Genomic DNA, 12084 nt, shown 5'->3' on the forward strand with positions numbered 1-12084 from the left:
CTTCCGGGCGTCCGGCGGTCGTCTGGCTTCGCGTCCGGCGGCCGGCCGTCGTCCGGCATCCCGGTCCGGCTGCCCGCCCGCCGCGCGCGGCCCCCCTCCGAACGGCCATCGTGGACGGCGCGGCCCCGGAGCCGCCAGCCGGGCTGCGCCGCCCGCGCCGCCGCTCACCCGGACGGCCGAACCCGATCGCGGCCTCCCCCGGCGCCCCGGAGGCTGAGGACATGAACGCCGCCACCGAAACCCCGCCGACCGCCCCGCCGGTGCTGGACGCCCGGCAGCGCAACGTCGTCTTCGGCACCATCGTGCTCGGCATGCTGCTGGCCGCGCTCGACCAGACCATCGTCGGCACCGCGCTGCCCACCATCGTCGCGGACCTCGGCGGGGCCGCGCACATGTCGTGGGTGGTGACGGCCTACCTGCTGGCCGAGACGGTGGCCACCGTGCTGGCCGGCAAGTTCGGTGACCTGTACGGGCGCAAGCTGCTCTTCCAGATCTCGGCGGTCGTCTTCATCACCGGCTCGTTCTTCTGCGGCCTGGCGACCAACATGACGCTGCTGATCGCCTGGCGGGCGCTCCAGGGCATCGGCGCGGGCGGCCTGATGGTGACGGCCATGGCGCTGATCGCGGACGTCATCCCGCTGCGCGAGCGCGGCAAGTACCAGGGCGCGATCGGCGCGGTGTTCGGCGTGGCGACGGTGATCGGGCCGCTGCTGGGCGGGCTGTTCACCGACCACCTGTCCTGGCGCTGGGCGTTCTACGTCAACGTGCCGATCGCGATCCTGGTGGTGATCGCGGCCGCCCGGACCATCCCCTCGGTGCGCTCGGCAGTGCGCCCGGTGATCGACTACCTGGGGATCGCACTGGTCGCGATCGGCGCCAGCGCACTGATCCTGGCGACCAGTTGGGGCGGCAACGAGTACGCCTGGGGCTCCGGGGTGATCATCACCCTGTTCGCCGGCGGCGCCGTCGCCCTCGGGCTGTTCTGCTGGGTGGAGAGCAGGGCCGTCGAACCGATGCTGCCGATGCGGCTGTTCCGGAACCCGGTGTTCGCGGTCTGCTCGGTGCTCAGCTTCATCGTCGGCTTCGCGATGCTCGGCGCGCTGACCTTCCTGCCGACCTTCCTGCAGTACGTCGACGGCGACTCGGCGACCGTCTCCGGCGTGCGGACGCTGCCGATGGTGATCGGGCTGCTGCTCGCCTCGATCGCCAGCGGCAACGCCGTCAGCAAGACCGGCAGGTACCGGGTGTTCCCGATCGTCGGCACCCTGGTGATGGCCGTCGGCCTCTACCTGCTCTCCCGGCTCGAACCCGGCACGGGCACCGCGCTCGCCTCCCTCTACATGTTCGTGCTCGGCGTCGGCATCGGGCTGAGCATGCAGGTGCTCACCATCGCCGTGCAGAACACCGTCGACTACGCGGACCTCGGCACCGCCACCTCCGGGGTGACCTTCTTCCGCACCATCGGCAGCTCCTTCGGCACCGCCGTGTTCGGCACCATCTACGCCAACAGCCTCAAGACCGAACTCGCCCAGGGCGTGGCCTCCTCGGCCCGCCTCACCGGCGCGGACCCGGCGCTGCTCACCCGGGCCGCCGAGAGCCCGCAGGGCCTGCACCGGCTGCCCGCCGCGCAGGCGGCCCCGATCGTCCAGGCCTACTCCGACGCCCTGCACACCGTGTTCCTGTGGACGGTGCCGGTCGCCCTGGTCGGGTTCGTGGTCGCGCTCTTCCTCAAGCAGGTGCAGCTGCGGGACACCGCCCGGGCCGGCTCCACCGACATGGGCGAGGGCTTCGCCCAGCCGACCACCAGCGACTCCGACCCGCACCTGGAGTACGCCGTCGGCAAGCTCGTGCGCGGCGTGGACCTCGACACCGTCCGCTCGATCGTCGACGACGCCGACACCCGGGTCGACCTGGCCGGGGCCTGGGCGCTGATGGAGGTCGCCGGCCACACCAAGGCCGTCGGCCAGGCCTCCCTGGACCTCATCGCCGCCCGCAAGCGGGTGCCGCCCGAGGTCCTGGAGCCGGTCTTCGACCGGATGGCCGCCGAGGGCTACCTCACCCGCGACGGCGACCGACTCTCCCCCACCGAGACCGGCTCCCAGGAGGTTCGCGTCCTCGCCCAGGCCTGGTCGGACTGGCTCAACGCCCGGCTGGACGCCGACGCCGGCCGCCCGCGCAGCCCCCAGCTGCGCACCGCGGCGACCGCCATCGCCTGGCGCCTGATGGTCGAGGACCTCGCCAACGGCCTTCCGGCCCACGCGCGTTCGAAGGACGCGGCGCGAACCTAGGCCGCCGCCAGGACCTAGGGCTTCCTCGCCAGGATCAGTTCGCGCCGCACGCCGTCGGCCATCAGGTCGCCGGGCTCGCCGGTCTCGGCGAACCCGTTGCGGTGGTAGAGGGCGATGGCCGCGTCGTTGTCGGGGTTCACCGCCAGCTTGAGGGTGGTGAACCCCTGCTCGGCGGCCCAGCGGGCGATCGCGCCGATCAGCCGGTCCCCCACGCCCCGGCCGCGCGCCGCCGGGCCGACCCACAGGGAGATCAGCTCGGCGACCGCCCCGCCCTCGTCGGCCGGGACTCCGCTGGCCATCGCGACCGGGCGGCCGTCCAGCACCGCGACCAGGTCGAGGGCGCCGGGGATCTCCAGGCGGGAGCGCCAGCGGGCCTCGTGGTCGCCGGCGCCCTGCCAGTCCGCCAGGGTGGAGCCGAAGGCGTACGGCGCCTCGGTCAGCGCGGCCAGGCGCAGCTCGCGCCAGAGCACCCAGTCGTCGGAGCCGAGCCGGCGCAGTTCGGGTTCGTGCAGTTCGGGTTCGTGCAGTTCGGGTTCGTGCAGTTCGGGTTCGTGCAGTTCGGGTTCGTGCAGTTCGGGTTCGTGCAGTTCGGACATGGTGCGGACCTTGCCGCAGGCCGGGCGGCACGGCAAGCGGATTACCCGGTTCAGCCCACGAGCGGCGGGTTGAGGCGGGCGAAGGCCTCCTGCCGGCGGTAGGGGAAGTACGGGTACGGCGCGGTGCGGGCGCTGGCCGCGTCGAGCCGGGCGACCTGCTCGTCGGTCAGCGACCAGCCGACCGCGCCGAGGTTCTGCCGCAGCTGCTCCTCGTTGCGGGCGCCGATGATGACCGAGGAGACGGTCGGGCGGCGCAGCAGCCAGTTGATGGCGATCTGCGGGACGGTGCGACCGGTCTCGGCGGCGATCCCGTCGAGCGCGTCGACCACCCGATACAGCAGTTCGTCCTCGACCGGCGGGCCGTAGTCGGCAGTGTCGTGCAGCCGGCTGTCGGCCGGGAGCGGCCGGCCGCGCCGGATCCGGCCGGTGAGGCGGCCCCAGCCGAGCGGGCTCCACACCAGGGCGCCGACGCCCTCCTCCTGGGCGAGCGGCATCAGCTCCCACTCGTAGTCGCGGCCGACCAGCGAGTAGTAAACCTGGTGGGCGGCGTAGCGGGGGCGGCCGTAGCGCTCGGCGACGGCGAGGGACTTCATCAGCTGCCAGCCGGAGAAGTTGGAGACGCCGGTGTAGCGGAGCTTGCCGGCCCGGACGAGGTCGTCGAGGGTGGCCAGTACCTCCTCGATCGGGGTGCCGGCGTCGTAGGCGTGCAGTTGGAAGAGGTCGAGGTAGTCGGTGCCGAGGCGGCGCAGCGCGTCGTCCACGGCCTTGGTGAGGCGGGCCCGGGAGGTGCCGGCGTCCTGCGGGCCGTCGCCGGTCGGCAGGCCGGCCTTGGTGGAGACGAGCACCTGGTCGCGGCGGCCGCGGATGGCCTGGCCGAGGACCTCTTCGGAGGCGCCGTCGGAGTAGACGTCGGCGGTGTCGAAGAGGGTGACTCCGGCGTCGATGGCGATGTCGAGCAGGCGGCGGGCCTCCTGGACGTCGGTGGTGCCCCAGGCGCCGAACAGCGGTCCACGGCCGCCGAAGGTGCCGGTGCCGAGGCTGAGCGCGGGGACCTTGAGGCCGGACGAGCCGAGTCGGCGGTATTCCATGGCGGTTGCCGTGCTGGTTGCCGTGCTGGTTGTCGTGCTGCTTTCCATGGCAGTTCTCCCCTCGGAGCCCTTAACGGGACTCCCATTCCGTTAGGATGGTTCGACCTTAGCAGGGCCCATCGACCTAATGGAACAGGAATCCCGTTAATGACTGCCGAGCCCTCCGCACCGGACGCACCGGACGCACCGGACACTCCGGACGCGCCGGAGACCCCCACGCCCGGGACGCGGCGCCCCGGCGGCCGCACCGCCCGGGTCCGCACCGCCGTCCTGCGGGCCGCCGAGGACGCCCTGGTCGAGCGCGGCTTCAGCGGGCTCGACCTCGGCGACGTCGCCCAGCGGGCCGAGGTCGGCCGGACCACCGTCTACCGGCGCTGGGGCACCACCAGCGCGCTGGTCGCCGACCTGCTCGCGGACATGGCCGAGCAGTCACTGCCGCGCACCCGCAGCGGCTCCCTCGCCGAGGACCTGCGGGCCAACGCCCGGCTGGTCCAGCGCACGCTGGCCGACCCCCGGCAGGGAGCGCTGTTCCGTGCGGTGATCGTCGCCGCCACCTGCGACCCTGACGCCGCCGAGGCGCTGCGGCACTTCTACCTGCGCCGGGTCGAGGAGTGGGCGCCGTGCGTCGCCGAGGCCGTCGAACGCGGCGAACTCCCGCCGGACACCGACGCGTTCGAGGTGGTCCGGGCCGTCTCCGCGCCGCTCTACTACCGGATGCTCACCACCGCCGAGCCGCTCGACGAGGCCGCCGCCGACCGCGCCGCGGCCGCCGCCGAGGCGGCCGCCCGGGCGGGGGCGCACCGGCGGGAGAGCGTCTGACGGCGCCCGAGAACGTCCGGGAACGCCGCCGGCCGCGCAGTTCGACGAACTGCGCGGCCGGCGGGAGGGCGGGCGGTCCGGGGGGCGACCCGGGGAGCGGCCTAGAAGAAGCTGTCGTCGTCGCCCTCGTAGTAGTTGTTCACAACCACCTCGGGCGTGTCGTCGCTGAACGCCTCGTTGAGCAGCGCGCCGCCGACCAGGCCGGCCGCGCCCGCGCCGATCAGCGCGCCGGTGCCGAAGCGGCGCCCGCCCTGGCCCGGCTGGCCCTGAGCGGGCTGGCCCTGGACCGGCTGCGGATAGCCCTGCTGGACCGGCTGCGGGTAGCCCTGCTGCGGGGTGTAGAACGGCGGCACGGTGGTCTGCACCCGCTGGGCGCAGGCGGCGCAGGTCTCGATCTGGCGCGGCACGCCCCACTGCGGCGACCACAGCACCGCCGTCGAGCCGAGGCCGTGCGAGGGGTCGAAGAAACACGTCACGGGGGAACTTCCTGGTCCTGGCTGGGTCATCGGGACAGCGGGCGCCACGGCGGGCACGGCGGGCACGGCGGGCGCGGCAGGCACGGCGGGCGCCATGGCCGGCGCGGCGGGCACGACCGGAGCCGGCGGGGGCGCGGCGGGCGCGGGGGCGGCGGGCGCCGGTTGCAGGACGTCCACCCCGAAGTCGGCGGCGATGCCCGCGAGCCCCGACGCGTACCCCTGCCCGACGGCCCGGAACTTCCAGTCCGCACCGTGCCGGTACAGCTCGCCGAACACCATCGCCGTCTCGCTGCCCGCCTCGGCCGCCACGTCGTAGCGGGCCGTCTCGGCGCCGCCCTCCGGGTCGGTGAGCCGGATGTACGCGCCGCGGACCTGGCCGAAGCTCTGGCGCCGCTGCACCGCGTCGTAGACCGCGACCGCGAAGACGATCTTCTCCACCCCGGCCGGGACGTCCGCGAGCCGGACGTCGATCCGCTCCTGGTCGTCGCCGCCACCGGCGCCGCCCTGGTGGCGGACCGAACCGTCCGGGCTCTGCAGGTTGTTGAAGAAGACGAAGTGCTGGTCCGAGACGACCTTCCCGGAGGCGTCACAGAGCAGGGCGCTGGCGTCCAGGTCGTACCCGGCGCCGGCCGTCCAGCCGAGGCCGACCCGTACGACCCGCAGCCCGGGGGCCTGCTTGCCCAGGGAGACGTTGCCGCCCTTCGTCAGGGCCACACTCATGGGACTCCTCCGCAACCGTTCGAATTACCGCTGTTTCCGCTGTTCGACCACGACAACGCTGTAGAGCTCGCGCCGGTTCCCGACTTCCCGTCAGTACTGGACGGGACGTTCCAGCAGGCCACAGGCCCGCGGCGCGGCCTTGCCGGCCGGGGCGCTCGGGCGGGGTGCCCTGGCGGGGTGTCGGCTCCCGACCTATTGTCAGGTAACATGACACGCCTTCGTCGCGCCGCCACCCTGGCCGCCGCCCTCACCGGCACCCTCGCCGCCCTGCTCGCCCCGGCCGCCGCCCAGGCCGGCCCGGCCGCCTGCCAGGTCGTCGGCACCGCCGCGGTGGACACCGAACAGGCCCGGCTCCAGGACCAGCGGACGACCGCCTTCACCGAGCGCTCCGGCCTGCGCGACCTGCTCCGGGGCTTCCCCGCCGCCCTGTGCGCCGCCCGGAACACCCGGCAGGCGGAACGGGTGGCGGGCGCCTGGGGCCGGGCGCTCTGGCAGGCCGGGGTGGACCGGGCCCAGGGCCGGCGGCCCAGCGGCGAACTCCCCGCCCGCGACGACCGCCCGCTGTACTGGACCAGGCTCGCGATGACCGTCCAACTGGCCCGCTGGCAGCCCGGGTTCGACGTCGACCCGGCCGACCTCCGAGCCCGCTTCGAGGACGCCTCCCGGGGCCTCGACGACGGCTTCACCGCCGCCCCCGGCGTCCGGCGGATCTTCGTCAGCGGCTTCGACCCGTACGGCCTCGACACCGAGCCGCGCCGCGCCAACCCCTCCGGCGCGGCCGTGCTGCAACTGCACGGACGGCGGATCACCCTCGCCGACGGCAGCCCCGCCGAAGTCCGGGCCGTCCTGCTGCCGGTCCGCTACGGCGACTTCGACGACGGCGTCGTCGAGCGCGCCTTCGGCCCGCACCTCACCCCCGGCCCGCAGGCCGCCGACCTGATCACCAGCATCAGCCAGGGCTACCCGGGCCTGTTCACCCTGGAGGCCTGGGCCGGGCGGGCCCGCTCCGCCGATCCCGCCACCGACAACACCGGCACCCTCTCCGGCGGCACCCGGCAGCACCCGGTCACCGCCCCGGGCCTGGACGACGGCCCGGAGTTCATCCGCACCACCCTGCCCACCGACGCCATGACGGCCGTCCAGCAGCCCTACCCCGTCCGCCTCAACACCACCGTCACCGAGATCCCCGAGGGCGGCGTCGACCCCGTCGACCGCGCGGACGGCCCCACCCCCGGCTCCCGCGCCGTCGCCGGTGGCGGCGGCGGGTACCTCTCCAACGAGGTCGCCTACCGCTCCAACCGCCTGCGCCTCGACCTCGCCCCCGACCTCCCCGGCGGCCACCTGCACACCCCCGTGCTCACCGGCCTGCCCGCCCAGCAGGACCGCCTCACCGCCCCGGAGTTCGAGCAGAACGAGGCCGCCATCGCCGACCAGGTCCGCGAGATCCTGCGCCACGCCCGGTTCTGAGCCCCGGTGCCGCGCCCGGTTCTTGAGCCCCGGGCACGGCGGGGACGGCTACTACACCGGCCGGGCGAAGCGCGTCCCCGCCGCGCGCGCCCGGGACTCGGCGATCTGCGCGTACGCGGCCTCCCGGTCCGCCCAGTGCGAGCCCTCGACCGACTTGCCGCGCTCCAGGTCCTTGTAGACCTGGAAGAAGTGGGTGATCTCCAGCAGGTCGAACTCGCGCAGGTCGCCGATGTCGCGCAGGTCTCCGTAGCGCGGGTCGTGGGCGGGGACGCACAGCACCTTCTGGTCCGGCCCGCGTTCGTCCCGCATCACCCACATGCCGACCGCCCGGCAGGTGATCACGCACCCCGGCACGGCCGGTTCGCCGCCGAGCACCAGCGCGTCCAGCGGCTCCGCGTCGCCGCCGAGGGTGCCCTCGACGTAGCCGTAGTCCGCGGGGTAGCGGGTGGCGGTGAACAGGGTGCGGTCGAGGCGGATCCGGCCCGCCGCGAAGTCCATCACGTACTTGTTCCGCGACCCCTGCGGGGTCTCGATCAACACCTCGAACTCCACCGCGGCCTCCTCCTCTGCGCCTGGGGAGATTGTCCGCCGTCCCGGCCGTCCGGGCACCCTCCGCAAACGCCCTCCACGGCCCGCTGGGGTCCGTTAGCATCCGGATCATGGGGAGTTGGCGTGTCACCGTCCAGGACCACCACCGCCGCAGCGGCGGGCGGCCGCAGGGGCGCCCGCAGGGGCCGCTGGCCCGCCACGGCGGCCTGGCGCTGTACGGGCGGGACGGCGAGATCAGCTGCGTCGACGCCGAGGGCCTGGTCCGCTGGCGCCGCCCCTGCGCGGGGCGCCCGAACGCGGCCCACCTCTCCGGCGGCCGGGCGCTGGTCACCACCGACTCCTTCGAGTACACCGCCTGGGGCCACCTCGGCCCGGCCCTGCTGCTGGACCTCGACGACGGCGCCCTGGTCGCCGAACTGCGCGGCGAGCGCGGCACGGCCCTGGGCGGCGGCCGCTTCGTGCTCGGCCTGGAGGGCTACGGCGCCTTCGACACCTGGGCCTACGACCGGGACGCCACCCTGGTCGACTCCTGGCGCAGCTACGGCCACTACGTGGTCGGCGGCGGCCTGCGCGTCGTCGAGACCGACCGCCGCCGGCCGACCGGGAGCCGGGTGGTGCGGCTGCTGCCCGGCGGGGGGATCGAGAACGGCCCGCTGCTCGCCGACCCGCAGGCCCCCGCGCCGGTGGTGCTGGCCGACGGCACCGTCCTGGTGCTGGACGCGGGGGTGCTGCGCGCCGTCGGGCGCGACCTCGACGCCACCGTGCTCGCCGAGTTGCTCCCGCTGTCCGGCGACGACCTGCGCCGGTTCACCGGCACGCTGCGCCGCACGGCCGACGGCCTGACCGTGACGCTCGTGGAGCGCCACCCGACCCGGATGGGCGGCTACACCACCCACCGCTGGGCCCTCGGGCTGGAGTCGCCGAACTAGGCCGTGTCCGGCCGGGCGAACTGCTCTCCTGGCCCCCGGCGTTCCCCGGCGGCCACTCTCCGCGACCGCTCCCACGGAGCAGTACCGGGCGCGCGGCCGCTCCGGCGGCGGTAGGACGGACACAGACGTGCCCGGGAGGAGAGACCGTGAAGATCGTCGTCGACCTCAACCGCTGCCAGGGCTACGCGCAATGCGCGTTCCTCGCTCCCCGAGTGTTCGAGCTGCACGGGGAGGAGGCCCTGCTCTACACCCCGCAGGCCGCCGAGGACCAGCGTGACCGCGTCCGACGGGCCGTCGCGGCCTGCCCGGTGCAGGCCATCCTGGTCGAGGAGGAGGGCCGGTCCGATGTCCGATGACCTCAAGAACGGCCGGATCGTCATCGTCGGCGCCTCGCTGGCCGGCCTGCGCGCCGCCGAGACGCTACGGGACGAGGGCTTCGCCGGGCAGCTGACCGTGGTCGGCGAGGAACGCCTTCCCCCGTACGACCGGCCGCCCCTGTCCAAACAGGTGCTGCTCGGGCGGGTGCGCGCCGAGGAGACCGCGCTGCCCCGGCGCCGCGAAGTGGACGCGCAGTGGAAGCTCGGCGTCCGCGCCACCGGTGTGGACGGGGCCGGCAGGCAGGTCCTGCTCGCGAACGGCGAGCAGCTGCCCTACGACCGGCTGCTGATCGCCACCGGCACCCGGGCCAGGCCCTGGCCGAAGGCCGAGCAGGCCGCACTCGACGGGGTGTTCACCCTGCGCACCGCCGAGGACGCGGCCGGCCTGGCCGAGCGGCTGGACGCCGGCCCGAAGCGGGTGCTGGTGATCGGCGCCGGGTTCACCGGCTCCGAGATCGCCTCCGCCTGCCGGGAGCGCGGCCTGGCGGTGACCGTCGCCGAGCGCGGCCCCGCCCCGCTGGTCGGGGCCCTCGGCGGGGCCTTCGGCGCCCTCGCGGCCAAGGTCCAGCTCGCCCACGGCGTCGACCTGCGCTGCGGGGTGACCGTCTCCGCGCTGACCGGCCGAGCGGGCCGGCTCACCGGCGCCGAGCTCTCCGACGGCACCCGGATCGAGGCGGACGTCGCCGTGGTCGCCCTGGGCGCCGTCCGCAACACCGAATGGCTGGCCGAGTCGGGGCTCGCCGCCGGTCCGCGCGGGGTGGCCTGCGACGCGGGCTGCCGCGCCTTCAACATGTACGGGATCGTCACCGACGACGTCTTCGTCGCGGGCGACGTCGCCCGCTTCCCGCACCCCCTCTTCGAGTACCAGCTGCTCTCCCTCGAACACTGGGGCAACGCGGTCGCGCAGGCCGAGGTGGCGGCGCACAACATGGTCAGCCCGGGGCCGCAACGGCGGCCGCACCTGAGCGTCCCCTCCTTCTGGTCCAGCCAGTTCGGGCTCAACATCAAGTCCGTCGGCGTGCCCACCTTCTCCGACCACGTGGTCCTCGCCCAGGGCTCGGTCGAGGAGCGCCGGCTCGTCGCGGTCTACGGGTACCGGGGCCGGATCACGGCCGCCGTCAGCGTGAACCGGGCCAAGTGGCTGGAGCACTACCAGCGGCTGATCGAGGCCGCCGCGCCGTTCCCGCCCGACTGGGCCGGCGTGGAGCCGCCCGCCTCCCGCATCCCGGTCCCCTCCGACGTGCCCGACCCGAAGGTGCTCTCGCACGGCCCGACCGTCGCCCTCACCGGCCACCTGCCCGACCGGCGGCTGACCCTGCGGCGCTGGGGCGGCTGAGCCCACCCGCCACCGCTCGACGGGCGCACGCCCACCGGGCCCCGCCGCCCGTCGAGGACCACCACCTCCGCCACCTCCGAGGAGCCACCGCGCATGGCCGCCGCCGACACCCTGTTCCGCCGGATCACCGACTACGCCAACCGCGCCGACCCCTACCCCCTGTACGCCGAGCTCCGCGACCACGGCGTGGCCCGCCAGGACGACGGCAGCTACCTGGTCGGCACCTACCACGAGGTCGCCGCGCTGCTGCACGACCCGCGGATCAGCTCGGACCGCCGCAACCGCACCGTCCCGGACGAGATGCAGGGCAGCGTCCCGGTCGCCTTCATCGGCCGGGACGACCCCGAGCACGAACGGCTGCGCAACATCGCCATGCGGCCCTTCGGCCCGCCCCACGCGCCCGACCGGGTCGACGCCATGCACGACGAGATCGCGCGGATCACCGGGGAACTGGTCGACGGGCTCCGGGGCCGCGACCGGATCGACCTGGTCGAGGACTTCGCCTACCCGCTGCCGGTCACCGTCATCTGCCGGCTGCTCGGCGTGCCGCGCGAGGACGAGCCGCGGTTCCACGCCTGGTCCGAGACGCTGATCGCGGGCTTCGACCCCACTCCCGACAGCGATCCGACCGAGCGCCAGCGCGCGGCCACGCAGGCCCGGATGGAGATGGGGCTGTACCTCGGCGAACTCGCCGAGAGCCGCCGGGGCAAGCCGTCCGACGACATGCTCTCCGCCTTCGTCAACGACCCCGGCCCGTCGGGCGGCTTCACCCAGACGGAGCTGATGGCCACCGCGGTCCTGCTGCTCATCGCCGGGCACGAGACGACCGTCAACCTGATCACCAACGGCGTGCTCACCCTGCTGCGCCAGCCGGAAAGCCTGGAACTGCTGCGCGACAAGCCGGAGTTGATGCCGCGCGCGGTGGAGGAACTGCTGCGCTACGAACCCCCGGTCCAGCTGTTGCCGCAGCGCACCGCGCTCACCGACATCGACGTCGCCGGGGTCACCGTCCTCAAGGGCGCGCCGCTGATCCTGGTGCTCGCCGCCGCCAACCGGGACCCTCTGCGGTTCCAGGAGCCCGACCGCTTCGACCCGAACCGCCAGGACAACCAGCACCTCGGCTTCGGCAGCGGCGTGCACAGCTGCTTCGGCGCACCGCTCGCCAGGGTCGAGGCGCAGCTCGCGCTCACCGCGCTCATCCACCGCCTGGACGGCCCCCGGCTGCTCCAGGACCCGCCCGAGTACCGGCGCAGCCCCGTCCTGCGCGGGCCCCGGCACCTGCCGCTCGCGCTGTCCGGGGTCAGGGACTGAGCAGCCCGGGGCCGGGGGGGCGACGCCGCCTCCCCGGGCCCGGGACAGTCTGTGGGGTTCCAGGGGGGCCCGCCCCACCCGCCACCCACAGGAGGAAGGGGCGGGTTCCCCCCGCCCCACCCCGTCGT

At 74.6% G+C, this 12084-nt stretch carries 11 protein-coding genes; 7 read left to right on the top strand and 4 right to left on the bottom strand.

Features of this window, described 5'->3' with window-relative positions; genetic code table 11:
• Positions 1-221: 221 nt before the first annotated feature.
• Positions 222-2288: an MDR family MFS transporter gene (locus AC07BF_RS00890; RefSeq protein ID WP_478317579.1), complete on the top strand. Its 2067-nt coding sequence runs from the start codon at positions 222-224 to the stop codon at positions 2286-2288.
• A gap of 14 nt (positions 2289-2302) precedes the next feature.
• On the opposite strand, the gene AC07BF_RS00895 is transcribed toward AC07BF_RS00890, so the two are convergent.
• Both AC07BF_RS00895 and AC07BF_RS00900 read right to left on the bottom strand, forming a co-directional pair.
• The gene (locus AC07BF_RS00895) at positions 2303-2884 is read right to left on the bottom strand and encodes an N-acetyltransferase family protein (RefSeq protein ID WP_478332694.1); all 582 of its coding nucleotides are present in this window, start codon (positions 2882-2884) and stop codon (positions 2303-2305) included.
• Between the two features lie 50 nt (positions 2885-2934).
• On the bottom strand, positions 2935-3972 hold the full coding sequence (locus tag AC07BF_RS00900; protein WP_363589133.1) for an aldo/keto reductase: 1038 nt from the start codon (positions 3970-3972) through the stop codon (positions 2935-2937).
• A 147-nt stretch (positions 3973-4119) separates the two neighbouring features.
• Between AC07BF_RS00900 and AC07BF_RS00905 the strand changes: the two genes are divergently transcribed.
• Positions 4120-4791, top strand: coding sequence for a TetR/AcrR family transcriptional regulator (locus tag AC07BF_RS00905; RefSeq protein WP_363589099.1), 672 nt, complete (start codon positions 4120-4122; stop codon positions 4789-4791).
• Positions 4792-4892: 101 nt separating this feature from the next.
• On the opposite strand, the gene AC07BF_RS00910 is transcribed toward AC07BF_RS00905, so the two are convergent.
• Complete coding sequence (locus AC07BF_RS00910; RefSeq protein WP_400806061.1) at positions 4893-5987, bottom strand: TerD family protein; 1095 nt, start codon at positions 5985-5987, stop codon at positions 4893-4895.
• A gap of 207 nt (positions 5988-6194) precedes the next feature.
• On the opposite strand from AC07BF_RS00910, the gene AC07BF_RS00915 reads away from it, so the two are divergent.
• Positions 6195-7454, top strand: a complete 1260-nt coding sequence (locus AC07BF_RS00915) for a pyroglutamyl-peptidase I (protein ID WP_363589612.1) — start codon at positions 6195-6197, stop codon at positions 7452-7454.
• Between the two features lie 51 nt (positions 7455-7505).
• On the opposite strand, the gene AC07BF_RS00920 is transcribed toward AC07BF_RS00915, so the two are convergent.
• Positions 7506-8006 carry an inorganic diphosphatase gene (locus AC07BF_RS00920; protein WP_363589614.1) on the bottom strand — a complete coding sequence of 167 codons (501 nt, stop codon included), beginning with the start codon at positions 8004-8006 and terminating at the stop codon, positions 7506-7508.
• 107 nt (positions 8007-8113) lie between these two features.
• Between AC07BF_RS00920 and AC07BF_RS00925 the strand changes: the two genes are divergently transcribed.
• The 4 genes from AC07BF_RS00925 to AC07BF_RS00940 all read left to right on the top strand — a co-directional run bounded on the left by AC07BF_RS00925 (position 8114) and on the right by AC07BF_RS00940 (position 11956).
• On the top strand, positions 8114-8932 hold the full coding sequence (locus AC07BF_RS00925; protein ID WP_478332695.1) for a hypothetical protein: 819 nt from the start codon (positions 8114-8116) through the stop codon (positions 8930-8932).
• Between the two features lie 146 nt (positions 8933-9078).
• Positions 9079-9288 carry a ferredoxin gene (locus AC07BF_RS00930; protein ID WP_363630578.1) on the top strand — a complete coding sequence of 70 codons (210 nt, stop codon included), beginning with the start codon at positions 9079-9081 and terminating at the stop codon, positions 9286-9288.
• On the top strand, positions 9278-10645 hold the full coding sequence (locus AC07BF_RS00935; RefSeq protein WP_400985081.1) for an NAD(P)/FAD-dependent oxidoreductase: 1368 nt from the start codon (positions 9278-9280) through the stop codon (positions 10643-10645). Before AC07BF_RS00930 ends, AC07BF_RS00935 begins: the two co-directional genes overlap by 11 nt.
• A gap of 93 nt (positions 10646-10738) precedes the next feature.
• A complete protein-coding gene (locus AC07BF_RS00940) occupies positions 10739-11956 on the top strand; it encodes a cytochrome P450 (protein ID WP_478332696.1) in 1218 nt (405 codons plus the stop codon).
• Positions 11957-12084 lie beyond the last annotated feature (128 nt).

Source organism: Kitasatospora sp. NPDC043950, assembly GCF_056435345.1.

What these genes read in the sequence shown, in the direction of transcription:
- AC07BF_RS00890 (WP_478317579.1), top strand. Translation starts at nt 222, where the DNA reads ATGAACGCCGCCACCGAAACCCCGCCGACCGCCCCGCCGGTGCTGGAC.
- AC07BF_RS00895 (WP_478332694.1), bottom strand. Translation starts at nt 2,884, where the DNA reads ATGTCCGAACTGCACGAACCCGAACTGCACGAACCCGAACTGCACGAA.
- AC07BF_RS00900 (WP_363589133.1), bottom strand. Translation starts at nt 3,972, where the DNA reads ATGGAATACCGCCGACTCGGCTCGTCCGGCCTCAAGGTCCCCGCGCTC.
- AC07BF_RS00905 (WP_363589099.1), top strand. Translation starts at nt 4,120, where the DNA reads ATGACTGCCGAGCCCTCCGCACCGGACGCACCGGACGCACCGGACACT.
- AC07BF_RS00910 (WP_400806061.1), bottom strand. Translation starts at nt 5,987, where the DNA reads ATGAGTGTGGCCCTGACGAAGGGCGGCAACGTCTCCCTGGGCAAGCAG.
- AC07BF_RS00915 (WP_363589612.1), top strand. Translation starts at nt 6,195, where the DNA reads ATGACACGCCTTCGTCGCGCCGCCACCCTGGCCGCCGCCCTCACCGGC.
- AC07BF_RS00925 (WP_478332695.1), top strand. Translation starts at nt 8,114, where the DNA reads ATGGGGAGTTGGCGTGTCACCGTCCAGGACCACCACCGCCGCAGCGGC.
- AC07BF_RS00935 (WP_400985081.1), top strand. Translation starts at nt 9,278, where the DNA reads ATGTCCGATGACCTCAAGAACGGCCGGATCGTCATCGTCGGCGCCTCG.
- AC07BF_RS00940 (WP_478332696.1), top strand. Translation starts at nt 10,739, where the DNA reads ATGGCCGCCGCCGACACCCTGTTCCGCCGGATCACCGACTACGCCAAC.